This is a genomic window from Streptomyces sp. NPDC028298 (assembly GCF_055565895.1).
The window spans coordinates 439,015-462,942 of record NZ_JBVHTL010000002.1 but is presented as its reverse complement, the minus strand read 5'-3'; the positions used below and the strand labels follow the sequence as shown (position 1 = coordinate 462,942).

The following is a 23,928-nucleotide window of genomic DNA, read 5'->3' as shown; positions in this document are numbered from 1 at the left end:
CGGGGTTCAGCCAGGCAATGGTACCTCTTATCGAGCTACCTCTAAACGAGGTAGCTCGTATCGAGGGAGTCTCTGTGAACGCCCATCGCAAGCAGCTCATGGCGCTCGCCCACCCCGTCTACCTCTCGCTGCTCGCCTCCGTCGCCGCCGGGATCATCAACACGGTGTGGGTCTCCCGGCTCGGCGGCGCCGCCGTGGCCGCCGTCGCCGTCGCGACGAACACCGAGAACGTGCTGCTCGGCGTCGCCCTGGTCTTCGCCTCAGGCACCACCGTCCTGGTCGCGCACGCCCGGGGCGCCGGCGACCCGGGCGCGGTCCGCGCGGCCGTACGCGGCGGCTGGGCGCTGTGCGCCGCGGTCACGCCGGTGATCGCCCTGGGCGGCTTCCTGCTGCGCGCACCACTGGCCCGGCTGGTCCTCGGCGGCGACGGGCGCGCGCTGACCCTCGCCGTCCAGTACTTCGCGATCTCCCTGCCGGGCATCGCCGTCTTCTTCGCACAGAACCTCGTCGACGGCATCCTCAAGGGCGCCGGCGACACCCGCACCCCGATGCGCCTCGCCCTGCTGGCCAACGGCCTGATCCTCGGCCTCGACCCGTTGCTCATCCACGCGTACGGCGTCCGGGGCGCCGCCCTCTCGACCGTCCTGTGCCGCTCGGTGGCCCTCGTCGTCGGACTGCGCGCCCTGCGGCGCGACACGCTGCTCGCCGAGGCGGCCGGCGCGCGGCCCGCCGAGGCCACCGGCGCCGCCCTGCGCCGCACCCTCACCACCGGACTGCCCATGTCCGCCGACTTCACCGTGCGGCAGGGCGGCGCCCTGGTCCTGGTCGCGATCGTGGCCCGGCTCGGCACCACGGCGGTCGCGGCCTACGCGATCGCCTACAAGGTCATGTACGTCGCCACCATGGCGTTCTACGCGGTCCGCCAGGCCGCCTCGATCCACACCGCGCACAGCCGGGGCGCGGGCCGTGACGAGCGGGGCGCCATCGGACGCCAGGCCGTCCTCGTCTCGGGGAGCGTCGGCCTCCTCGCCGCGGGCCTGCTCGCCGCCCTCGCCCCCTGGATCATGCGGGCCTTCGGTGCCGGCCCCGCCGTCGCCCACGACGGCGTGCTGTTCCTGCGCTGTGTCGGCCCCTACCTGCTGCTGATGGCCTGCTTCATCGCCCTCGGCGGGGTCTTCGAGGGCAGCGGGGGAGCGCCGGTGCTGCTGCGGGTGACGCTGACGGGCACCGCGGTCCAGCTCCCTCTCGCCCTCGCCCTGTCCGGACTGGGGCTCGCGGGCGTCTGCCTGGCCCTCGCGCTGTCCATGACGGTGCAGTGCGCGGCCCTGTGGCTGTGGGCCCGGCGGAGCGCGCGGACCGGCTCTCAGGGGGAGGCCAGGGTCTCCTTGGCGCGGGCGGCCTGAGCGGGCAGCTCCGGCGCGGGCCGGGAGACCGTGGAACGCCACAGCTCCCGCGCGGCCAGCACCGAGGCGGCCACCAGCAGGCCGTTGCGCAGCACCAGGAGGGTGATGCCGAGGTCCGTGCTGCCGACGACGTCGCCGAACCAGGTCGGGAACTCCAGCACCGTCACGAAGCACGCGACGAGCACCAGGAAGGCGGGCAGCGCCATCCGGCCGGCCCGGAAGCACAGGCAGACGGCGGCGATCCCGACGAGCCACACCAGATACTGCGGGCTGATGACCCGGCTGGTCGTGGTGAACATCAGCACGGCGACGAACGCCGCGTCGGCGAGCGTGTGCGGCAGGAACCGCTTGGCGCACAGCCGCCACAGGATGAGCCAGCCGAAGGCGAGCCCGGTCAGGACCAGCGCCGCGGTGCTCACCACGTCGACGTAGGGACCGACGAACTCCACCGAGCCGTAGTTGAGCAGCACCCGCCCGTTCCAGCCGTGGTGCCTGGCCACGTGGAAGACGAGGGAGCCGAGCGACTCCACCTCGGTGCCGCGGTCGCGCTGGAAGGTCAGGAAGGAGAACGCGCCCGGCATCGTCGCGAAGAACACCGCCGCGATCCCGGTCGCCGTCCCCGCGGCCCAGGCCCAGGCCCGCCCGCGCACCGCGCCGAGCAGCAGCAGGACCGGCCAGACCTTCACCATCGCGCCGAACCCCGTGAGCGCCCCCATCAGCCGCGGGTGGCGGGAGCCGGCGAGCAGCGCGGCGACCGCGACGGCCGTCACCATCACGTCGTAGCGGGCGTACACGGTCGGCCCGAGCAGCGGGACCCCGACCATCCACACCCAGGCGCCGCGGACGCTCCTGCCCGGGCGCGAGCCGGCGAACAGGAGCAGCCCGAACACCACCAGGTCGGCGACGAAGGCCAGCACGAAGAAGGCGTGCGCGTAGTCGAGGAACGGCAGCAGGGCGGGGGAGAGGATCGCGAGGGAGGCGGCCGGCGGATACTGCCAGGTGACGTCGTGCAGCGGGAACCGGCCGTCCTGAAGGACCTCGTACCAGCCGTGGTAGATCACCGAGACGTCGCTGGTGACGTCCGGGCCGGGGAAGACGTACACCTTGGCCACGAAGAGCAGCAGCGCCAGTCTGGTCAGACCCCAGATCAGCAGCAGTGCGGTCATGGCGAAGGGGAACCTCGTCCTCCGTGCCCCGGTCATGCCCACCTGGCCCTCATCGTCCGGAATCCGTGTGTCCCACCGTCGCGCTTCATCGCGGACCCAGGGTGACCCACCGGTCTGTGTACGAGCCGTCAAGCGCGGCCGCGCGGAGCTGTGAGTATAGGTTCGATAGTGTCGAACACGATGCACAAGACCCTGATCGTGACGAACGATTTCCCGCCCCGCCCCGGCGGCATCCAGGCCTTTCTGCACAACATGGCGCTGCGCCTGGACCCCGAGCGGCTCGTCGTCTACGCCTCGACCTGGAAGCGCGGCCACGAGGGCGCCGAGGCGACCGCCGCGTTCGACGCCGAGCAGCCTTTCACCGTCGTACGGGACCGTACGACCATGCTGCTTCCGACGCCGGGGGCCACCCGGCGGGCCGTCGGCCTGCTGCGGGAGCACGGCTGCACGTCGGTGTGGTTCGGTGCCGCCGCACCGCTCGGCCTGATGGCGCCGGCCCTGCGCAGAGCGGGCGCGACCCGCCTCGTGGCGACCACGCACGGCCACGAGGCCGGCTGGGCCCAGCTTCCCGCCGCCCGGACGCTGCTGCGCCGGATCGGCGAGTCCACCGACACGATCACCTACCTCGGCGAGTACACCCGCTCGCGGATCGCCTCCGCGCTGACGCCTGAGGCGGCCGCGCGGATGGTGCAGCTGCCGCCCGGTGTCGACGAGCGGACCTTCCACCCCGGTTCGGGCGGCGACGAGGTCCGGGCCCGGCTCGGCCTCACCGACCGGCCCGTCGTCGTCTGCGTCTCCCGCCTCGTCCCGCGCAAGGGCCAGGACACCCTGATCCTCGCGATGCCGCGCATCCTGGCCAAGGAGCCGGACGCGGTGCTGCTGATCGTCGGCGGCGGGCCGTACGAGAAGGACCTGCGCAAACTCGCGCACGAGACCGGGGTCGCGGGTTCGGTCCGGTTCACCGGGGCGGTGCCCTGGTCGGAACTGCCCGCGCACTACGGGGCCGGCGACGTGTTCGCGATGCCGTGCCGCACGCGCCGGGGCGGACTCGACGTCGAGGGGCTCGGCATCGTCTACCTGGAGGCGTCGGCGACGGGCCTTCCGGTGGTGGCCGGCGACTCGGGGGGCGCGCCCGACGCGGTGCTCGACGGCGAGACGGGCTGGGTCGTCCGCGGCGGCTCCGCCGAGGAGGCCGCCGACCGCGTCGTCACCCTGCTCGGCGACCCCGAACTCCGCCGCCGCATGGGCGAACGGGGCCGGTCCTGGGTCGAGGAGAAATGGCGCTGGGACCTACTGGCCGAACACCTGCGAGAGCTGCTCTAGCGTCCCCGGGTGCGCCTACGGGGGTGCCGCTTGCGGATCTCGGGCGTCTGCGGGCCGCCGGGGGCCGGCCGCGCGGTTCCCCGCGCCCCTGACGGGGCACGTCCTACGGGCCCCGCTCCTGGCGGGCGCCCGCCAGGGACGGCTGCGCCGCGCTTACGGGGGTGCCGCTTGCTGTCCGCGGGCGCCTGCGGGCCGCCCCGGCCTGGCCGCGCAGTTCCCCGCGCCCCTGAACGGGCCCTGAACGGGCCCTGGCGGGCGCCCGTCAGGGCGGCCGTTCAGGGGCGCGGGGAACTGCGCGAGCAACCACGACGCACCTCCCGCCCGGGAACGACCTCCACCGCCTACGGCGGCCCCCGGAGACACCTGGACCGGCATGGAAACGGCTCGGCCCCCTCCACCGGAGGGGGCCGAGCCGTGAAGTTCCCGGCCGGGGCGGAACCCGGTCGCTCGGGCATCAGCCCCGATAAAGTGCCTCGATCTCGTTCGCGTAATCCTTCGCCACCACATTCCGCTTCAGCTTCAGCGACGGCGTCAGGTGCCCCGACTCCTCGGTGAACTGGTGGGCGAGGATCCGGAACTTGCGGACCGACTCCGCCTTGGACACCGCCGCGTTGCCGTCGTCGATGGCGTTCTGGATGGCCGCGATCAGATCGGCGTCCTCGCGCAGCGACGCCGCGGTCGAGCCGGCCGGCTTCCCGTGCTCCTCGGCCCAGCGGCCCAGGAACTCCTCGTCGACCGTGACCAGCGCGCCCACGAACGGACGCCCGTCGCCGACCACCATGCACTCCGCGACCAGCGCGTGGGCGCGGATGCGGTCCTCTATGACGGCCGGGGCGACGTTCTTGCCGCCCGCGGTGACGATGATCTCCTTCTTGCGGCCGGTGATGCGGAGGTAGCCGTCCTCGTCGAGGGTGCCGATGTCACCGGTGTGGAACCAGCCGTCGGCGAGCGCCTCGGCGGTCGCGCCCTCGTTGTTCCAGTACTCCTTGAACAGGTGCTCGCCGTGCAGCAGCACCTCGCCGTCGTCGGCGATACGGATCACGGAGCCGGGCAGCGGCTGACCGACCGTGCCGATCTTCGTACGGTCCCACGGGTTGAAGGCCGTGGCCGCACAGGACTCGGTGAGGCCGTAGCCCTCCAGGACCGTGAAGCCGATCCCGCGGAAGAAGTGGCCGAGCCGCTCACCCAGCGGCGCACCGCCCGAGATCGCGTACTCGCCACGGCCGCCGAGCACCGCGCGCAGCTTGCTGTAGACGAGCTTGTCGAACGTCTTGTACTTGATCTTCAGACCGAGCGACGGCCCCGAGGGGGTGTCCAGCGCGCGGCTGTACGCGATCGCCGTGTCCGCGGCCTTGTCGAAGATCTTGCCCTTGCCGTCCGCCTGGGCCTTGGCGCGCGCCGAGTTGTAGACCTTCTCGAAGACGCGCGGCACACCGAGGATCAGCGTCGGCCGGAACGAGGCCAGCTCGTCGGTGAGGTTCTTGATGTCCGGGACGCAGCCCAGCTTGATCGGCGCCATCATGGGCGCGACCTGCACGAGCCGCCCGAAGACGTGCGCGAGCGGGAGGAACAGCAGGACCGAGCACTCACCGGTGCGGAACAGCGGGCGCAGCCGCTCCACGATGTTGCCGCACTCCGCGAAGAAGGCGCGGTGGGTCAGGACGCAGCCCTTGGGGCGGCCGGTCGTCCCGGAGGTGTAGACGATGGTCGCCGGGTCGTCCGCCTTGGCGAGCGAGCTGCGCTCCTCGACGGTCGCGTCGCTGACGTCCGCGCCCAGGCGCCCCAGCTCCTCGACGCCGCCGGCCTCGATCTGCCAGACGTTCTCGAGGGCGGGCAGCCGGTCGCGCACCGACTCCACGGAGGCCGCGTGCGCGGGCAGCTCGACGATGCAGGCCCGCGCGCCCGAGTCGCCGAGGATCCACTGCACTTGCTCGGGGGAGCTGGTCTCGTACACCGGCACGGTGACGGCGCCGGCGCTCCAGATGGCGAAGTCGAGCAGCGTCCACTCGTAGCGGGTACGGGACATCAGGGCGACCCGGTCACCGGGCTGCACGCCCGCGGCGATCAGGCCCTTGGCAGCGGAACGCACCTCGGCGAGGAAGGTGGTGGCGCTGACGTCCGTCCAGGTGCCGCCCACCTTGCGGGCGATCACGGCTACGTCGGGATGCTGCGCGGCGTTTCTGCGGACGATGTCGGTGAGATTTCCGTCCGCAGGGACCTCGTACAAAGCCGGAAGGCTGAACTCGCGCAAGACTGCTGCTCCTCATAGGGCGCCGACGCCACGACTCTGTGTGATGCGACGGTGCGGTCCAAGGCTCGGGCAAGTACTCAAGAGATCACTTGTTGAAATCCCGAGTACGACTGGACTGCCCGGACGTTACCCGCCGGTATGGCCTCTTCGACAGGGGGTCCCGGCGAGATGTTCCATGCGTCACACGTGGTGGCGTTCCTGCGCGCACAGTAGTCCACGGCCTTCCGGGCATGCCAGTAATCGCAGGTCCGGCCGCCTCTGTTCACGTTTGCCGCACGCGCCTACGCTTGATCGTCATGGCATCCACACCTGTCGGCCGTCCGAGGACGCGCGTTCATGTGGTCAGCGACGTGCACGGCAACGCCCGCGACCTGGCCCGGGCCGGCGACGGCGCCGACGCCCTGATCTGCCTCGGTGACCTGGTCCTCTTCCTCGACTACGCCGACCACGCGCGCGGCATCTTCCCGGACCTGTTCGGCGTGGAGAACGCCGACCGCATCGTCGAGCTGCGCACCGCCCGCCGCTTCGAGGAGGCGCGCGCGTTCGGCGCCCGGCTGTGGGCGGGCATCGGCACCGACCGGGCCGCGGCGATCGAGAAGGCCGTGCGCAAGCAGTACGCCGAGATGTTCGCCGCGTTCCCGAATCCGACGTACGCCACCTACGGCAATGTCGACATGCCGACCCTGTGGCCGGAGTACGCCGGACCGGGCACCACCGTCCTCGACGGGGAGCGGGTGGAGATCGGCGGCCGCGTCTTCGGGTTCGTCGGCGGGGGACTGCGGACACCGATGCGGACGCCGTACGAGATCAGCGACGAGGAGTACGCGGCCAAGATCGAGGCGGTCGGCGAGGTCGACGTGCTGTGCACGCACATCCCGCCGGAGGTGCCGGAGCTCGTGTACGACACCGTCGCGCGCCGCTTCGAGCGAGGCTCCCGCGCACTTCTCGACGCGATCCGGCGCACGCGCCCCCGCTACGCGCTCTTCGGCCACGTCCATCAGCCCCTCGCCCGCCGGATGCGTGTCGGGGCGACGGAATGCGTCAATGTGGGGCACTTCGCGGGGTCGGGCCGTCCCTGGGTGCTGGAGTGGTGACGCCGCGACGGGGCTGAAGGGCAGGTGGGGTGACGGCGCCCACGGCCGTGCGCGGTAGCCTTCACGCTGCACACACGTGCGCACCACCCTCCCTCACCGGACCGCATCTGGAGGAGCCACCGCGATGGCGGAACACACCAGTTCGAGCATCACGATCGAGGCGGCACCGGCTGACGTCATGGCGGTGATCGCCGACTTCGCCCGCTATCCGGACTGGACGGGCGAGGTGAAGGAGGCGGAGGTCCTCAAGTCGGACGACCTCGGCCGTGCCGAGCAGGTCCGGCTGGTCATGGACGCCGGTGCGATCAAGGACGACCAGACCCTCGGTTACACCTGGACCGGGGACCACGAGGTCTCCTGGACCCTGGTCAAGTCCCAGATGCTCCGGTCGCTGGACGGCTCGTACCTTCTCAAGCCCGCGGGCGAGGGGGCCACCGAGGTCACCTACCGGCTGACCGTCGACGTCAAGATCCCCATGCTCGGCATGATCAAGCGCAAGGCCGAGAAGGTCATCATCGACCGCGCCCTGGCCGGCCTGAAGAAGCGCGTAGAAGAAACCGCCTGACCCCCGGGGGCCCGGCCCACCCCGGCCTTTCTTCGCCCCCTCCGCCCCTACCCGTCCCATACCTGGGGCTCCGCCCCAGACCCCGCTCCTCAAACGCCGGAGGGGCTGAAAATTTCGCCGGCCGGGGCTGAATCCTGCTGGAACCGTCTGGATCACGCACCCGCAGCCGGGATCCGGCGCGAGGGGACGTGGCGGTACATCAATGGCCGTCGCCACCGACGGTCACTCCTCACCCAACGGCGACGGGCTGATGTACCGGCGCGGCCCCGACCCACCCACCGGCCGGACCCGGAAACCGCCGAGGCCACCGCACCGGCACAACCCCGACCCGGAAACCGCCGAGGCCACCGCACCGGTAGCGTTCAGCCCCATGCGCACCATCCTGATCACCGGCCAAGGCGGCACAGGCCGTACCACCGTCGCCGCGGCCACCGCGCTGCGGGCGGCCCGCGAGGGCACCCGCACCCTGGTGCTCACCGCCGACCGCACCGACACCCTCGGCGCCGTCCTCGGCGTCCCCACCGGCCCCGACCCCGTGGAAGCCGCCCCCGGCCTCACCGCCTGGCGCCCCGACCCCGCCGCCCGCTTCCGCGACGACCTCACCGCCTTCCAGCGCCGCGCCACCACCGCCCTCGACCTCCTCGGCGCCTCCCGCCTGGACGCCGAGGAAGTCACCCCGCTCCCCGGCGCCGAGGAACTGGCCCTCCTGCGCGCCCTGCGCGACGCCGCGCTGTCGGACGCGTACGGCCTGCTCGTCGTGGACCTGCCCCCGGCCCCCCAGGCCCTCGCCCTCCTCGCCCTCCCCGAGGAGCTCCGCCGCTACCTGCGCCGCCTGCTCCCGCCGGAGCGCCAGGCGGCCCGCGCCCTGCGCCCGGTCCTCGGACGGCTCGCGGGCGTGCCCATGCCCTCCGAGTGGCTGTACGAGACCGCGGGGCGCTGGGACATCGAACTGGCCGCCGTGCAGGCGGTGGTCGAGGACCGCGCCACGACCGTACGGCTGGTCGCCGAACCCGGACCGGCCGGCACGGACGCGGTCCGCACCGCCTCCACCGCCCTCGCCCTGCGCGGACTGCCCGTGGACGGCCTCGTGGCGAACCGCGTCCTGCCCGGCGCCACCCACGACGCCTGGCTGGGAGCCCTCGCGGCCCAGCAGCGCAAGGCCCTGGACGAATGGCGCGAGACGTACGCCGTCCACGAGGTCCCGCACCGCGGCCACGACCCGCGCGGCACCGACGACCTCGCCGCGCTCCCCGTGCCCGGCGTCAACACCGCGCCCACCCCGGTCGAGTGGCCCGTGACCGACCGCCTCGCCGACGACGGCGTGCTCGTGTGGCACATTCCGCTGCCCGGCGCGATACGCGACGAACTCGACCTCATCCGGCGCGGCGACGAACTCGTCGTGACTGTCGGCCAGTTCCGCAGGATCGTCCCGCTGCCGTCCGCGCTCCGCCGCTGCACGGTGGCCGGAGCCGCGCTGCGCGAGGGCGAGCTGCGGGTCCGTTTCACGCCGGATCCCGGGCTGTGGCCGCGCGAGAAGTGACCCTGCCGCGATCCGGGGCACCGGCACGGTGAACGGGATACGCCCGTTCGGGTAACGTCGAAAGCAAGGAAATCGTAGGCAGGAGTCCCGCCATGAGCGAAGAGCGCCCACCGTCCGAGGCCGCTCAGGAGGAGACGGCCGACGAGGTCCGTGTCGACGAGGTACCCGTCCAGGAAGCGCACGCCACCGACGACGACGCCTGGGCGACGGCCTGCGCCGAGGACCTCGCCGCGGAGAAGGCCCGCCGCCGCGCCGGGCATGGCCCGCCGCCCGGCTCGGCCGCCGAGGAACTGCGCAAACTCGTCGACGCCGTCGCCGACAAGCTCTCCGGACTCCAGTCCCCGCTGTTCGGCGCGGTCGCCTCCGGCACCGCCCAGCAGATGGTCAACCAGGTCGTGCAGCAGGCCAAGGCCGCCGTGGAACCGGTGCTGGAGCGCAACCCCGAGGTCTTCGACCACCTCGCCGCCGCCGGTTCGGAACTGCTCGCCGCGTACCGCTCGGCCGTCGAGAACCAGGAGCGTCGCTGGACCACTCGGGACACGGGTTCCCGCGACGACGAGTCCGGTCCGGGCGAACACATCGACCTGGACTAATCGCCCCTCGGGTACGGTTGGCCGTAGCGGGGCTCGACCGAAACTGAGGGATTCATGGGACTCACCATCGGCGTCGATATCGGCGGCACGAAGATCGCGGCCGGTGTGGTCGACGAGGAAGGCAATATCCTCTCGACGCACAAGGTGCCGACCCCGACCACGCCGCAGGCGATCGTGGACGCCATCGCCTCGGCCGTGGAGGGCGCGCGCGCCGGGCACGACATCGTAGGCGTCGGCATCGGTGCCGCCGGATATGTGAACCGCCAGCGCTCGACGGTCTACTTCGCGCCGAACATCGACTGGCGCAACGAGCCGCTCAAGGCCGAGGTCGAGCGGCGTGTGGGCCTGCCGGTCGTCGTGGAGAACGACGCGAACGCGGCCGCCTGGGGCGAGTACAAGTTCGGCGCGGGCAAGGGCCACCGCAACGTCATCTGCATCACCCTGGGCACCGGCCTCGGCGGCGGCATCATCATCGGCAACAAGCTGCGCCGCGGCCACTTCGGCGTGGCCGCCGAGTTCGGCCACATCCGGATGGTCCCGGACGGGCTGCTGTGCGGCTGCGGCTCGCAGGGCTGCTGGGAGCAGTACGCCTCCGGGCGCGCGCTCGTCCGGTACGCCAAGCAGCGGGCCAACGCGACCCCGGAGGCGGCGGAGGTCCTCCTGGGGCTCGGCGACGGCACCCCGGAAGGCATCGAGGGCAAGCACATCTCCATGGCCGCCCGGCAGGGCGACCACGTCGCGGTGGACTCCTACCGTGAGCTGGCCCGCTGGGCCGGCGCGGGTCTGGCCGACCTCGCCTCGCTCTTCGACCCGTCCGCCTTCATCGTCGGCGGCGGCCTGTCGGACGAGGGTGAGCTGGTCCTCGACCCGATCCGTAAGTCGTACAAGCGCTGGCTGGTCGGCGGCAACTGGCGTCCGGTCGCCGACGTGATCGCCGCGCAGCTCGGCAACAAGGCGGGTCTCGTCGGAGCGGCGGACCTGGCCCGGGAGCCCGACCCGATCATGTAGGTCACCCCGTCTCGCACGACAGCGCCCGCCGCCCCCCGCACAGGCCGGCGGGCGCAGTCGTGTCCGCACCTTTCGTTCCCGAAGGCGAGCCATGCGGTTCTTCGGCCCCCCGCGCGGGCGTCGGGCGCGTATCTTGATCGCCATGCCGACCGCGTTCTCCGCCAGTCCGCTGCCCGCGTCCCGCACCGAAGCCGACGGCTCGGCCGTGATCCGCGTGCTCAGTTACAACATCCGCTCGATGCGCGACGACACCGACGCGCTCGCCCGAGTGATCAGCGCCTGCGCACCGGACCTCGTCCTGGTCCAGGAGGCGCCCCGCTTCTTCCGCTGGCGCAAGAAGCTCGCGCGTCTCGCCGCCGCCTCCGGTCTCGTCATCCTGTCGGGGGGCGCCACCGCCTCCGGGCCCGCGCTGCTGTGCACGCTGCGGGCCACCGTGGAGCGCACCGAGGACGTCCTGCTGCCGCTCACCCCGGGACAGCACCGCCGGGGCTTCGCCACGGCGGTCGTGCGGTTCGGGGGCGCCCGGCTCGGCGTGCTGAGCTGCCATCTGTCGCTCCAGAAGGCCGAGCGCCACGAGCAGGGCGGCATGCTCCTCGACCGTCTCGCCGGTCTCGGCGCCCCGCACGTCGTCGCGGGCGGGGACCTCAACGAAGGCCCGGCGGGACCGACGTTCCGCCGTCTGGCGGGCGCGCTCCAGGACGGCTGGGCGACCCGGCCCTGGGGCGGGGAGCACACCTGGACGTTCGCGGGTCCCTACCGGCGCATCGACGCCGTCTTCGCAAGCTCCGGCATCGAGGTCCTCGGCTGCGGGGTGCCGCTCGGCCTGCCCGGAGTGAGCGAAGCGGACCTGAGGGCGGCCACGGACCATCTGCCCGTACTGGCCGCCCTCAGAGTGCCCGCGTCCTAGGGAACGGGCCGAAGCCTCCCACCCCACCTCGAACCACCCGCCTGCGGAACCACGCCCGGACCCGGATCTCCACCGCACCCGGATCTCGGCGCACCCGGGCCGCGATCCCGGTCAGACCACCGCGCCGCGCCCCGGGTCCTCGTGGTCCTCGTCGTCGTCCTTCATGCGCGTCACCAGCGTGGCGAAGCCGCCGAGGAAGCCGCCGATGCCGAGGGTGGTGAGCCACCAGGTCATGTCCCAGCCGAACAGGACGGCCAGCAGCAGCAGGGCGGGGCCGCCGAGCACGCCGAGCCAGGCGAACTTGGCGGTCGTGTCCGCGGCGGGCAGCGGGGGCGGCTCGGGCGGGACGAAGTGCCCCTCGTCGTCCTCGTCGAAGTCGTCCTCGGACGGCTCGGGGGCGCGGTAGTCCCGCGGGCCGCCGACGCCGGGCGCGAAGGAGATCGAACTGCCGAGCGGCTTGACGGCGGAGGGCCCCGAGCCGGAGGCCTCCGGCTCGGACCCGGCACCCGGAGCCGGGGTGTCGTCCTCGCCCGTGTCGTCCCCGGAGCCGCCGCCGGTCCCGGCGTCGGTGTCGGGACCGGGCTCGGGGAGCGCCAGGTCCTCGATCGACCGGAAGGGCCGCGAGCCCGGCGGGTCCGGCGGCTCCTCGCCGTAGCCCTCGACGATCGACTTCCAGGCGGCCTCCTCGTCGAAGGGCACGCTCTGCTCGTCGCCGGCGGACGTGCCGCGGGCGTCTCCGGACGGCTCCGCGAGCGGGTCCCCGGCGGACTCGGTGAGCGGGTCGCCGACCCCCTCGCCGCGGGCACCGTCGAGCGGCTCGCCCACAGGCACGCCCTTCTCCTCGGAGTCGCCGCGGTCCGCGTCGTGCTCAGTCACCGGCTGCCGTCCCTTCCTGCCCGCCCACCCGACCGGCGTCGGCCTCCTTGCCGGCACCGGGCGCGATCCGGGTGACGAAGGAGTGGCTCTCCTCGAAGATCCGGTCCGCGTCGTGGTCCAACGTCGCGACGTGGTAGCTCTGTTCCAGCACGATCTCCGTGACGTCCGTGGAGGACACCCGCCCGAGGATGCGCGCCGAGTCCGCGGGGGAGACCACATGGTCCTGGAGGCTGTGCAGCAGCAGGAGCGGCTGGGTGACCTGCGGCAGCTCCGCGTCGACGACCGCGCAGAGCCGGCGCATCGAATGCGCGGCGTGCAGCGGCACCCGGCCGTAGCCGATCTCCTCGGAGCCCTCCTTCGCGATGTCGCTCGCGATGCCCTTCGTGGAGGGGACCAGGTGCCGCAGGACCGGCAGGAGACGCGCGGCCGGACCGTGCACCTTGTTCAGCGGGTTGACGACCACGACGCCGTCGACCTCGTCCCCGTGCTTCGCCGCGAGCCGCAACGCCAGCGCGCCGCCCATCGAGAGCCCGAACACGAACACCCGCGAGCAGGTCCGGCGCAGCGCGCGCAACTCGCGGTCGACCTCGGCGTACCAGTCCTGCCAGCCGGTGAGCTGCATGTCCTCCCAGCGGGTGCCGTGCCCGGGCAGCAGCGGCAGCGCGACGGTCAGACCACGGTCGGCGAGATACTCGGCCCAGGGACGCAGTGACTGTGGGGAGCCGGTGAAACCGTGGCAGAGGAGGACGCCGACGTCTCCGCCCTCGTGGCGGAACGGCTCGGCTCCAGGAAGGACCGGCACCTCGGTCTCCTGTTCATGAGTTGGGCGGAAAACGACTCCGGGTGTGCTTCACCGTACGCGACCGTACTGACACCGACCAGGGTCGTCGGGTCCTTCTACGGCGCTCCGGGTTAAGGTCTGATCTACGACACAGGAGGCACGCGGGTGATCTACGGCGCAATGAAGTTTTCCATCGGAGGGCCGCTGAAGCTCGCCTTCAGGCCCTGGGTGGAAGGCCTCGAGAACATCCCCGCCGAGGGCCCGGCGATTCTGGCGAGCAATCACCTCTCGTTCTCGGACTCCTTCTTCCTGCCGGCGGTCCTCGAACGCAAGGTGACCTTCATCGCGAAGGCCGAGTACTTCACGACCCCGGGCATCAAGGGCCGGATGACGGCCGCCTTCTTCAAGGGCGTCGGCCAGCTCCCGGTGGACCGTTCCGGCGCGCGCGGCGCGGGCGAGGCGGCCATCAAGAGCGGCATAGACGTGATCGAGCGCGGTGAGCTGTTCGGCATCTACCCGGAGGGCACGCGTTCGCCCGACGGCCGCCTCTACCGCGGCAAGCCGGGCGGCCTCGCGCGGGTGGCGCTCGCCACCGGCGCGCCCGTCATCCCGGTGGCGATGATCGACACCGAGAAGATCCAGCCGCCGGGCAAGCTGATGCCCAAGCTGATGCGTCCGGGCATCCGCATCGGCAAGCCGCTGGACTTCAGCCGCTACAACGGCATGGAGCACGACCGGTTCGTGCTCCGCGCGGTGACCGACGAGGTCATGTACGAGATCATGAAGCTGTCCGGGCAGGAGTACGTCGACATCTACGCGACGGCCGCCAAGCGGCAGATCGCGGAGGCGGCGAAGGCCGAGAAGGACGCCGAGAAGGCGGCCAAGGCGCAGCTCGCCCAGGCCGAGAAGCAAGCCGAGAAGCAGGCCGACGAGCAGGCCCAGGAGCCGGCGGAGCGGACCGCGGAGCCGACGGCCGGGGAAGAGACCGGGACGCAGGCCGAGAAGCAGGCCGAGAAGCAGGCCGCTCCCGACGAGGCGCAGGCCGCTCCCGGAGCGCAGGCCGCTCCCGGGGCGCGGGACGTGGAACAGGCCGGTCCGTAGGCGGGGCCGGGGGCACGGAGGAGGCCGGGCCGGCCGGAAGGCAACGGTCCGGCTCCCAGGAGCGTCCGTAGGGACGTCGGCAGGGCGGGGCAGGGCGGGGTGGGGGCATGGCCAGGCGCGAGAGAGTCATGAGGATGTCGGTCGAGCAGCCGCTGTGGCGTGCGCTGACCGGCTACCGGGTGCTGACCGTGCTGTACGCGATCGGGCTGTTCGCCACGACGTACGACAAGTTCGACCGCCCGTGGGTGGCCGTCGCGTTCTTCGCGTTCCTGCTCGTCTGGACGCTGGCCACGCTCCCCAGGGTCTCCGGCGCGGCCAACTGCACCAAGCGGTTCCTCGCCGCCGACCTCACCGTGGCGCTGACCGGCATCCTGCTCACCCGCGTCGCCGACTCCGCCGCGCGCATCGACGGGGGCGGCCCGACGCTGCCGTCGATATGGACGGCCGGCGCCGTCCTGGCCTTCGCGATCAAGGGCGGCTGGCGCTGGGCGGCCTTCGCCTCCACGCTCGTCGCCGCGGCCAACCTCGTCGAGCGCGGCGCCCCGACCCGGGACACCGTGCACAACGTGATCCTCGTCTGGGTCGCCTCCATCGCCATCGGCTACGTCGTCGAGGTGGCCCGCGCCTCCGAGCGCACCCTCGCCCGCGCCCTGGAGATCGAGGCGGCGACCCGGGAGCGTGAGCGGCTGGCCCGGGACATCCACGACGGGGTGCTCCAGGTCCTGGCCATGGTGCAGCGGCGCGGCAGCGCGCTCGGCGGCGAGGCGGCGGAGCTCGGCCGGATGGCGGGCGAGCAGGAGGTCGCGCTGCGCACGCTGGTGTCGGGCGGTCTGGTGCCCGTCTCCCGGGTGTCGGAGGACGCCGCGCTCGGCGCGCTGGTCCGTGCCGTCGACGAGCCCGACGACGAGGATCCCGAGGGCCCGCTCGATCTGCGTGTCCTGCTGGCCCCGTACGCCACCGCGCGCGTGACCCTCTCCGAGCCCGGCGCGCCGGTGCCGCTCGACCCGCCCGCCGCGCGGGAGGTGGCCGCGGCCGTGGGCGCCGCCCTGGACAATGTGCGCAGGCACGTGGGCGAGGACGCCCCGGCCTGGATCCTCGTCGAGGACGAACCGGACGCGGTGATCGTGACGGTCCGCGACGACGGCCCCGGCATCCCGGAGGGGCGGCTCGCCCAGGCCGAGGGCGAGGGGCGGCTCGGAGTGGCGCTCTCGATCCGCGGCAGGCTGCGCGAGCTGGGCGGCACGGCGGAACTCGTCTCGGTCCCGGGACAGGGCACCGAGGTCGAGCTGAAGGTACCGAAGGACGCGCGGGGGAAGGCGAGGACACGATGACGAAGGCGGCGGCAGGACGATGACGGGCACGACCGCGGACCAGCCGCGGACGGGGGAGACCCCCATCAAGGTCATGGTCGTTGACGACCATCCCATGTGGCGTGACGCCGTGGCCCGGGACCTGGAGGCCGCCGGGTTCGACGTGGTCGCGACCGCCGGCGACGGCGAACAGGCCGTGCGCCGCGCGCTCGCGGCCGCGCCCGACGTCCTCGTCCTCGATCTGAACCTGCCCGCCAAGCCCGGCGTTCAGGTCTGCAAGGAGCTGGTCGGCGCCGACCAGTCCCTGCGCGTCCTGGTCCTGTCGGCGAGCGGCGAGCACGCCGACGTGCTGGAGGCGGTGAAGTCCGGGGCGACCGGCTACCTCCTGAAGTCGGCGTCCGCCGAGGAACTGGCCGACGCGGTGCGCCGGACGGCCGCGGGCGACCCCGTGTTCACCCCGGGCCTCGCGGGTCTGGTCCTCGGCGAGTACCGCCGGCTGGCCTCGGAACCCGCCCCCGGGACGGGCACCGACGAGCCGAGGGCCCCGCAGCTCACCGACCGCGAGACCGAGGTGCTGCGCCTGGTCGCCAAGGGTCTGAGCTACAAGCAGATCGCCGAACGTCTGGTCATCTCCCACCGCACCGTCCAGAACCACGTCCAGAACACCCTGGGCAAGCTGCAGCTCCACAACCGCGTCGAACTGGTCCGCTACGCCATCGAGCGGGGCCTGGACGGGGCGTGAACGGTACAGATGCCACCTTCCGGGTGATCTATTGATCAACTACCCGACAATTCACCGGAACAGCCCGTCCGCACCATGCCGAAGTGACGTGGATCACTATTAGCGTGAGTCCGACAGCCAAACGTGGCGAAGGGACTTTCCATGCGGGTCGGAGTACTGACCGGAGGCGGCGACTGCCCCGGGCTCAACGCCGTCATCCGGGGCATTGTCCGCAAGGGCGTGCAGGAGTACGGCTATGACTTCGTCGGCTACCGGGACGGCTGGCGGGGGCCGCTCGAAGGCGACACCGTACGGCTCGACATCACCGCCGTGCGCGGGATCCTGCCGCGGGGCGGCACCATCCTCGGATCCTCGCGCACCAACCCCCTCAAGCACGAGAACGGCATCCGCAGAATCAAGGAGAACCTCGTCAAGCAGGAGGTCGAGGCGCTCATCGCCATCGGCGGCGAGGACACCCTGGGCGTCGCCGCGCGGCTCGGCGACGAGTACGGCATCAACGTCGTCGGCGTACCGAAGACCATCGACAACGACCTCTCCGCCACCGACTACACCTTCGGCTTCGACACGGCGGTCAACATCGCGACCGAGGCCATCGACCGCCTGCACACCACCGCCGAGTCGCACATGCGCGTCCTCGTCTGCGAGGTGATGGGCCGCCACGCGGGCTGGATCGCCCTGCACTCGGGCCTGGCCGGCGGCGCGAACGTCATCCTCATCCCCGAGCAGCGCTTCGACGTGGACCAGGTCTGCGCCTGGGTGACCTCGCGCTTCAAGGCTTCGTACGCGCCGATCGTCGTCGTCGCCGAGGGCGCCATGCCCAAGGACGGCGACATGGTCCTCAAGGACGGCAGCCTGGACTCCTTCGGGCACGTCCGGCTCTCCGGCGTCGGGGAGTGGCTGGCCAAGGAGATCGAACGGCGCACCGGCAAGGAGGCCCGCACCACGGTCCTCGGACACGTCCAGCGCGGCGGGACGCCCAGCGCCTTCGACCGCTGGCTCGCCACCCGTTTCGGGCTGCACGCCATCGAGGCCGTCCGTGACGGCGACTTCGGCAAGATGGTGGCGCTGCGCGGCACCGACATCGTCCGCGTCCCGATCGCCGAGGCCACCGCCAGGCTGAAGACGGTCGACCCCGCCCTGTACGCCGAGGTCGGGGTGTTCTTCGGCTGACACCGGCACCCGGCCGTGCCCGCGCGGCCGAGGGGTACGGGCCGTATATTCGGCCCGTACCCCAGCACGGGAGAGACCGGTGGAGATTCTGGCGTTCGGCGTCCAGTCCGACGAGAAGCCCCTGCTGGAGAAGGCCTTCGGGGAGCGCCACGCGGTCCGCTGCCTCGACGTCTTCCTCAGCGAGGACACCGCCCCCATCGCGGCCGGCCACGAGGCCGTGTCCACGAGCGTCAACTGCGCCCTGGGACACCGTGTCCTGCAGACCCTGGCGGCCGGCGGCACCCAGCTCGTCGCCCAGCGCTCCACCGGGTTCAACAACATCGACCTCGACGTCGCCGAGCGTCTCGGCCTGACGGTCGCCCGGGTCTCGTCCTACTCGCCCTACTCGGTCGCCGAGTTCGCCTGGACCCTCGGCATGGCCGTCAACCGCCGCATCGTGCGCGCCGCCAACCGCACCCGCGACTTCGACTTCCGCCTCGACGGGCTGATGGGCCGTGACATGCACGGCCGCACCGCGGGAATCGTCGGCACCGGGAAGATCGGCGCGGCCTTCGCCCGGATCGCCCACGGCTTCGGCATGAACCTGCTCGGCTGGGACATCGCCGAGAACCCGGCGTGCCTCGGACTCGGCATGCGGTACGTCTCCAAGGAGCGCCTGCTCGCCGAGTCCGACCTCGTCACCCTGCACGTCCCGCTGATGCCGCAGACGCAGCACCTCATCGACGCCGAGGCCCTGCGCGCCATGAAGGACGACGCGATCCTGGTGAACTCCAGCCGCGGCGGCCTCATCGACAGCCAGGCCCTCGTCGCCGAACTGCGCGAGGGCCGCTTCACGGGCGTCGGCCTCGACGTGTACGAGGCGGAGGCCGGGCTGTTCTTCCTCGACAAGTCCCTCGAGACCGTCGAGGACGACACCCTGGCCCGCCTGGTCACCTTCCCGAACGTCCTGGTCACCTCGCACCAGGCGTACTACACCCTGGACGCCGTGGGCCAGATCGTCGACGCGACCGCCGCGAACGTCCGCGACTACGCCGAGGGCCGCCGCTCGGAGAACGTGCTCGTGCCCCGGAGCTGACCGGTCAGCTCCCGCACGACGGCCGCGCCGTTCAGCGTGAGCACCGACTCCGGGTGGAACTGCACGCCCGCGAAGCCGGGACCGCGCAGCGCGTGCACCTCGCCGTTCGCGGACCGGCCGACCTCGACGCCGTGCGCGGCCAGCTCCGCCAGCGCCTCGTCGTCGCAGCGCGCCACGAAGCTGTTGTAGAACCCGACGGTCTCGGGCCGCCCGAAGAGGTCGATCCGGGTCTGCGCGCCCTGGTACGGCACGTCCTTGCGGACGATCTCCAGCCCCAGCTCGGCCGCGATCAGCTCGTGCCCGAGGCAGACACCGAGGACGCCGTGCCGGTGGTCACGCAGCACCTCGGCGGTCAGCCCGCGCAGAAAACGCATCTTCGGGTCCGTCCCGTCGGAGGGATCGCCGGGCCCCGGGCCGAGGACGACCGGACCCTCGTGCGCGAGGACCGCCTCCCGCAGCCCCGGCTCGTCGTAGCGGCGCACCGTCACCTCGAGCCCGGACGACCGCAGGACGTGCGCGAGCATCGCGGTGAAGGTGTCCTCGGCGTCCACGACCAGCGCGTGCCCGGCGAGTTCACCGGAACGCTCCTGCATCCGCAGCCAGAACGGCGCCAGCGAGGCCCGCCGTCCGTCCAGCGACGCCCGCACCCGAGGATCGTCGCCCAGCCGCGGCCGGGCGCCGTCCGGGCGCGGCCGGCCGGGCCGCACGCCCAGTGCGGCGAGCACACCCGCCGCCTTGGCGTGCGTCTCGGCGACCTCGCCCGCCGGGTCCGATCCGCGGACGAGGGTCGCGCCGACCGGCACCCGCAGCCGGCCGTCCGCGTCGATGTCGGCGGTGCGGATGAGGATCGGGGAGTCGAGGGTCTGCGCCCCGGGCCCGCCGTCCGGTCCGCCCTCCGGCTGCCGCCCGACCAGCGCCAGGGCCCCCGCGTAGTAGCCCCGACCGCCGACCTCGTGACGCTCGATGACCCGGCAGGCGTTCTGCACGGGCGAGCCGGTGACGGTCGCCGCGAACATGGTCTCCCGCAGCACGTCCCGCACGTCCAGCGAGGAGCGGCCCCGCAACTCGTACTCGGTGTGCGCGAGATGGGCCATCTCCTTGAGCCGCGGCCCGATCACCACCCCGCCCATGTCACCCACGGTGCACATCATCTTGAGCTCCTCGTCGACGACCATCGAGAGCTCCTCGATCTCCTTGCCGTCGGCGAGGAACGCCAGCAGATCCTCGGGCGTCGGCCCCCCGGCCGGGTAGCGGTACGTCCCGCTGATCGGGTTCATCACGACCGTCCCGGCCGACATCCGCACATGCACCTCGGGGCTCGCGCCGACGAGCGTCCTCTCCCCGGTGTGCACGACGAACGTCCAGTACGCGCCCCGCTCGCCGGTCAGCAGCCGGCGGAACAGCGCCAGGGCGTCCGCCCGTCCGAACCCCGGGATGCGGCCCTCGTACGTCCGCCGGATCACGAAGTTGGCGCCCTCGCCGCGCCCGATCTCCTCCCGCAGCACCCGCTCCACGATCCCGGAGTACTCCTCGTCGCCGACGTCGAAGCCGCCGCCCTCGACCCGGACGTCGTGGTCCGGGAGCTCGGCCAGCGCCCGCGCGAGCGGCACCTCATGGCGTTCCTCGGGGACGAGCACCGCGAGCGGGGTGCCGTCGTCGCGTACGTCGAAGCCGCGCTCCCGGATCTGCCGGAACGGGATCAGCGCGAGGCACTCGTCGGGGAGGTCGGCGAGGCGCTCCACCTCGCGCACCGGCCCCAGCAGCAGTTCGACCACGTCATGGTCGCGGCCCGGCGTACGGCGGCGCAGCAGGGCGAAGGGACGGGGATCGTCCAGCAGGTCGAGCAGATTCATCGGGTGCGGTCCTTCTCTCGGGATCGTGCATCTCGGAGAGGAACGACCCGGGTCCGCAAACACCGAAGGCCGCCCCTCGGGCGGCCTTCGCGAAGTCGTGTGTCGACGCGCAGTCAGTGGGCCGCCGGATGAGCGGTCCACCACCAGTTCTGGTTCGAATGCGCGAACATGCGCCGCACCTTACCCGACGGTGAGGGGCGGGCAACAGCGTGAAACGGCCCCGCGGGGCGTTCCTACCGTCCGGTCACCGGCCATGCATGGCCAGAGACAGCCCGAACGCACCGAGAAACGAGAACCATGCGCGCAAGCCGTTCGCCCCAGACCCTCCGGACCGGAGCCCGCGCCCTGACCGTGCTCCTCGCGGCCGCCGCCCTCGCCGCCGGACCGCTCGTCCCCGCGAGCTCCGCCCCGCGACCGAGCGACGCCGAGGACCTCACCCAGGTCGCCTACCGCGGCTACATCTTCACCGTCCCCGACTCCTGGCGGATCGTGGACCTGAAGAAACATCCCGACACCTGCGTCCGCTTCGACCGGCACGCCGTCTACCTCGGCACCCCGGGCGCCGACCAGAACTGCCCGGCCAGGGCCAGCGGCCGTACCGAGGCCCTGCTGGTGCAGCCCGCCCCGGTGGCCCCCAGGGCCGTCACCGAGAACCCGGTGGCCCGCACCTACCGGGCCACCGCCGACCGCATCGCCGTCACCGCGGCCTACGGATACGACCGCGCGCGCATCCAGGACGTCCTGAGCAGCGCCGGACTGCCCGTCGCCGCCGCCCGCCGCGAGGAGCCGGGGCAGCAGCGCGCGGCGGCCCCGCTGCCGAAGGACGCGACCTCCTTCCGCGGCGAGGGCTTCGACGCCTGCACCGCCCCCAGCCAGTCGGCGATGGACGCCTGGCGCGACGACTCCCCGTACGGCGCCATCGGTGTCTACATCGGCGGCATCAACCGCGCCTGCGCCCAGCAGCACCTGACCGCGGACTGGGTGCGGACGCAGTACACGCGCGGCTGGCGCTTCTTCCCGCTGTACGTGGGCCGGCAGCCCTCCTCCGACGGCGGGAGCTGCGGAGGCGGCTGCGCGGCCATCACCAGCCCGGTCTCGCAGGGCACCGCGGGCGCCGACGACGCCGTCAAGCAGGCGGCCGCGCTGGGCTTCGGCAAGGGCACGGTGCTCTACCTCGACCTGGAGCACTACGAGCCCGGAGGCAAGGTCACCGACTCGGTGCTCGCCTACCTCCAGGCGTACACCGTGCGTCTGCACGCGCTCGGCTACCGCTCCGGCGCGTACGGCAACACCTCGTCCCTGGTGTCCGACCTGATCGCCAACAAGAGCCGTGTCACCCTGCCCGACGTGATCCACTTCGCCCGCTGGAACCGGGTGTCGAGCACGACCGACTCCTCGATCCCCTCGACGCTGTGGTCCAAGCACCAGCGTGTCCACCAGTACGTGGGCGACACGACCGAGACCCACGGCGGGGTGCGGATCTCCATCGACCGCGACCGCCTCGACGTGGACTAGGACCGTCCGCACCTCTCCGGGCGGGTGTCGCGAACGGTCGCGGCGCCCGTCCGGAGCGTCACCGATCGAGCGCGGTTCGTCTCACTTGATGGGCATGTGGATGGGACGCCCGACACGACCCCGTAATGTTGTCCGGGTGACCGTGAACGCTAAGTCCAGCGCGAGCGCTGGCAACACCTGGCGAAACCTGCCCGCGGCGCAGCAGCCCGAGTACCCCGATGCCGAGGCTCTGCGCGATGTGATCGCGGACCTCGAGTCGTATCCGCCGCTCGTCTTCGCGGGCGAGTGCGACCAGCTGCGCGCCCGGATGGCGTCCGTCGCCAAGGGAGAGGCGTTCCTTCTCCAGGGCGGCGACTGCGCCGAGGCCTTCGACGCCGTGTCGGCCGACCACATCCGCAACAAGCTCAAGACGCTGCTCCAGATGGGCGCCGTCCTCACGTACGCCGCCTCGGTGCCGGTGGTGAAGGTCGGCCGGATCGCCGGCCAGTACTCCAAGCCCCGCTCCAAGGGCACCGAGACCCGCGACGGCGTGACGCTGCCGACCTACCGGGGCGACTCGGTCAACGGCTTCGACTTCAACGAGAAGGCCCGTATCCCGGACCCCGAGCGGCTGAAGCGGATGTACAACGCGTCCGCCTCGACGCTCAACCTGGTGCGCGCCTTCACCACCGGCGGCTACGCCGACCTGCGCCAGGTGCACGCCTGGAACCAGGACTTCGTGAAGTCCTCCCCGTCCGGCCAGCGCTACGAGCAGCTCGCGCGTGAGATCGACAACGCGATGAACTTCATGCGGGCCTGCGGCACCGACCCGGAGGAGTTCAAGACCGTCGAGTTCTACGCCTCCCACGAGGCGCTGCTCCTCGACTACGAGTCGGCGCTGACCCGCGTCGACTCCCGTACGGGCGACCTGTACGACGTCTCGGGCCACATGGTGTGGATCGGCGAGCGCACCCGTCAGCTCGACGGAGCGCACATCGAGTTCGCGTCGAAGATCCGCAACCCCGTGGGCATCAAGCTGGGTCCGACGACGACGGCCGAGGAGGCGCTGCAGTACATCGAGCGCCTCGACCCGGACCGCGAGCCCGGCCGGCTGACCTTCATCGTGCGCATGGGCGCGGACAAGGTCCGCGACAAGCTGCCCGAGCTGGTCGAGAAGGTCACCGCCTCCGGCGCCACCGTGGCCTGGGTCACCGACCCGATGCACGGCAACACCTTCGAGGCGGCCTCCGGCCACAAGACCCGCCGCTTCGACGACGTGCTCGACGAGGTGAAGGGCTTCTTCGAGGTCCACAAGGGTCTCGGTACGCACCCGGGCGGCATCCACGTCGAGCTCACCGGTGACGACGTCACCGAGTGCGTGGGCGGCGGCGACGAGATCTTCGTCGACGATCTGCACCAGCGCTACGAGACGGCCTGCGACCCGCGCCTGAACCGCAGCCAGTCCCTCGACCTGGCCTTCCTCGTCGCCGAGATGTACCGCGACCAGTAGGAGATCAACAGGCGTCACGCCTGTTACGGGCACCTGGAGTGGGGGGGGGGGGGGGGGAGACCCCCCCCCCCCCCCCCCCGGGGGAGACGCCCCCCACCACTTGTCTGCTTGTGGTCTCCCCCTAACCCCCCTAAACCAAAACACAAAACCTCCCCCAGAGCAGGGA

21 protein-coding genes are annotated in these 23,928 nt (G+C 72.2%); 15 read left to right on the top strand and 6 right to left on the bottom strand.

The annotated features are described in order from the left end of the window. The first annotated feature begins 17 nt into the window (after positions 1 to 17). Positions 18 to 1,403 carry an MATE family efflux transporter gene (locus tag ACZ4TO_RS10610; RefSeq protein ID WP_468024360.1) on the top strand — a complete coding sequence of 462 codons (1,386 nt, stop codon included), beginning with the start codon at positions 18 to 20 and terminating at the stop codon, positions 1,401 to 1,403. Here the strand turns inward: ACZ4TO_RS10610 and ACZ4TO_RS10605 are convergent. Further along, a complete protein-coding gene (locus tag ACZ4TO_RS10605; RefSeq protein ID WP_468023972.1) occupies positions 1,364 to 2,569 on the bottom strand; it encodes a glycosyltransferase 87 family protein in 1,206 nt (401 codons plus the stop codon). The genes ACZ4TO_RS10610 and ACZ4TO_RS10605 overlap by 40 nt on opposite strands. A gap of 180 nt (positions 2,570 to 2,749) precedes the next feature. Between ACZ4TO_RS10605 and ACZ4TO_RS10600 the strand changes: the two genes are divergently transcribed. After that, positions 2,750 to 3,892 (top strand): glycosyltransferase family 4 protein, encoded by a 1,143-nt coding sequence (locus ACZ4TO_RS10600; protein WP_468023971.1) that lies wholly within the window; start codon positions 2,750 to 2,752, stop codon positions 3,890 to 3,892. A 454-nt stretch (positions 3,893 to 4,346) separates the two neighbouring features. Here the strand turns inward: ACZ4TO_RS10600 and ACZ4TO_RS10595 are convergent, their stop codons facing one another. Next, a complete protein-coding gene (locus ACZ4TO_RS10595; RefSeq protein WP_382781041.1) occupies positions 4,347 to 6,143 on the bottom strand; it encodes an AMP-dependent synthetase/ligase in 1,797 nt (598 codons plus the stop codon). A gap of 338 nt (positions 6,144 to 6,481) precedes the next feature. Here ACZ4TO_RS10595 and ACZ4TO_RS10590 point away from each other — a divergent pair, with 338 nt between their 5' ends. The 6 genes from ACZ4TO_RS10590 (at position 6,482) to ACZ4TO_RS10565 (ending at position 11,850) form a co-directional block, all read left to right on the top strand. Further along, positions 6,482 to 7,237: a metallophosphoesterase family protein gene (locus ACZ4TO_RS10590; RefSeq protein WP_382782718.1), complete on the top strand. Its 756-nt coding sequence runs from the start codon at positions 6,482 to 6,484 to the stop codon at positions 7,235 to 7,237. Positions 7,238 to 7,361: 124 nt separating this feature from the next. Continuing rightward, on the top strand, positions 7,362 to 7,802 hold the full coding sequence (locus tag ACZ4TO_RS10585) for an SRPBCC family protein (protein WP_355769797.1): 441 nt from the start codon (positions 7,362 to 7,364) through the stop codon (positions 7,800 to 7,802). A gap of 370 nt (positions 7,803 to 8,172) precedes the next feature. After that, positions 8,173 to 9,342 carry an ArsA family ATPase gene (locus ACZ4TO_RS10580; protein WP_382781039.1) on the top strand — a complete coding sequence of 390 codons (1,170 nt, stop codon included), beginning with the start codon at positions 8,173 to 8,175 and terminating at the stop codon, positions 9,340 to 9,342. A gap of 92 nt (positions 9,343 to 9,434) precedes the next feature. After that, the gene (locus ACZ4TO_RS10575; protein ID WP_468023970.1) at positions 9,435 to 9,935 is read left to right on the top strand and encodes a DUF5304 domain-containing protein; all 501 of its coding nucleotides are present in this window, start codon (positions 9,435 to 9,437) and stop codon (positions 9,933 to 9,935) included. Positions 9,936 to 9,989: 54 nt separating this feature from the next. Then, positions 9,990 to 10,943 (top strand): ROK family glucokinase, encoded by a 954-nt coding sequence (locus tag ACZ4TO_RS10570; protein WP_382781033.1) that lies wholly within the window; start codon positions 9,990 to 9,992, stop codon positions 10,941 to 10,943. 142 nt (positions 10,944 to 11,085) lie between these two features. Next, complete coding sequence (locus ACZ4TO_RS10565) at positions 11,086 to 11,850, top strand: endonuclease/exonuclease/phosphatase family protein (RefSeq protein ID WP_382781030.1); 765 nt, start codon at positions 11,086 to 11,088, stop codon at positions 11,848 to 11,850. Positions 11,851 to 11,961: 111 nt separating this feature from the next. Here the strand turns inward: ACZ4TO_RS10565 and ACZ4TO_RS10560 are convergent, their stop codons facing one another. Beyond that, the gene (locus ACZ4TO_RS10560) at positions 11,962 to 12,726 is read right to left on the bottom strand and encodes a hypothetical protein (RefSeq protein ID WP_468023969.1); all 765 of its coding nucleotides are present in this window, start codon (positions 12,724 to 12,726) and stop codon (positions 11,962 to 11,964) included. Then, a complete protein-coding gene (locus ACZ4TO_RS10555) occupies positions 12,719 to 13,528 on the bottom strand; it encodes an alpha/beta hydrolase (protein WP_382781024.1) in 810 nt (269 codons plus the stop codon). The genes ACZ4TO_RS10560 and ACZ4TO_RS10555 overlap by 8 nt, the downstream gene beginning before the upstream one ends. Before the next feature lie 159 nt (positions 13,529 to 13,687). Between ACZ4TO_RS10555 and ACZ4TO_RS10550 the strand changes: the two genes are divergently transcribed. The 5 genes from ACZ4TO_RS10550 to ACZ4TO_RS10530 all read left to right on the top strand — a co-directional run bounded on the left by ACZ4TO_RS10550 (position 13,688) and on the right by ACZ4TO_RS10530 (position 18,905). After that, entirely contained in the window at positions 13,688 to 14,608 is a 921-nt protein-coding gene (locus tag ACZ4TO_RS10550) for a lysophospholipid acyltransferase family protein (RefSeq protein ID WP_468023968.1), read from the top strand. A gap of 107 nt (positions 14,609 to 14,715) precedes the next feature. Beyond that, positions 14,716 to 15,939, top strand: coding sequence for a MacS family sensor histidine kinase (macS, locus tag ACZ4TO_RS10545; protein ID WP_382781018.1), 1,224 nt, complete (start codon positions 14,716 to 14,718; stop codon positions 15,937 to 15,939). A gap of 19 nt (positions 15,940 to 15,958) precedes the next feature. Further along, positions 15,959 to 16,660 carry a response regulator gene (locus ACZ4TO_RS10540; RefSeq protein WP_385049697.1) on the top strand — a complete coding sequence of 234 codons (702 nt, stop codon included), beginning with the start codon at positions 15,959 to 15,961 and terminating at the stop codon, positions 16,658 to 16,660. A gap of 141 nt (positions 16,661 to 16,801) precedes the next feature. Continuing rightward, positions 16,802 to 17,830 (top strand): 6-phosphofructokinase, encoded by a 1,029-nt coding sequence (locus ACZ4TO_RS10535; protein ID WP_382781012.1) that lies wholly within the window; start codon positions 16,802 to 16,804, stop codon positions 17,828 to 17,830. A 79-nt stretch (positions 17,831 to 17,909) separates the two neighbouring features. Then, positions 17,910 to 18,905: a 2-hydroxyacid dehydrogenase gene (locus ACZ4TO_RS10530; RefSeq protein ID WP_382781009.1), complete on the top strand. Its 996-nt coding sequence runs from the start codon at positions 17,910 to 17,912 to the stop codon at positions 18,903 to 18,905. Here the strand turns inward: ACZ4TO_RS10530 and ACZ4TO_RS10525 are convergent. Both ACZ4TO_RS10525 and ACZ4TO_RS10520 read right to left on the bottom strand, forming a co-directional pair. Beyond that, positions 18,857 to 20,758: an anthranilate synthase family protein gene (locus ACZ4TO_RS10525; RefSeq protein ID WP_468023967.1), complete on the bottom strand. Its 1,902-nt coding sequence runs from the start codon at positions 20,756 to 20,758 to the stop codon at positions 18,857 to 18,859. The two genes, ACZ4TO_RS10530 and ACZ4TO_RS10525, sit on opposite strands and share 49 nt — an antisense overlap. A gap of 113 nt (positions 20,759 to 20,871) precedes the next feature. After that, entirely contained in the window at positions 20,872 to 20,928 is a 57-nt protein-coding gene (locus ACZ4TO_RS10520; RefSeq protein WP_101392327.1) for a trp operon leader peptide, read from the bottom strand. 127 nt (positions 20,929 to 21,055) lie between these two features. Between ACZ4TO_RS10520 and ACZ4TO_RS10515 the strand changes: the two genes are divergently transcribed. Both ACZ4TO_RS10515 and ACZ4TO_RS10510 read left to right on the top strand, forming a co-directional pair. Further along, positions 21,056 to 22,273: a glycoside hydrolase domain-containing protein gene (locus tag ACZ4TO_RS10515; protein ID WP_468023966.1), complete on the top strand. Its 1,218-nt coding sequence runs from the start codon at positions 21,056 to 21,058 to the stop codon at positions 22,271 to 22,273. A 136-nt stretch (positions 22,274 to 22,409) separates the two neighbouring features. Continuing rightward, entirely contained in the window at positions 22,410 to 23,762 is a 1,353-nt protein-coding gene (locus ACZ4TO_RS10510; protein ID WP_382781000.1) for a class II 3-deoxy-7-phosphoheptulonate synthase, read from the top strand. The last annotated feature ends 166 nt before the right edge of the window (positions 23,763 to 23,928 follow it).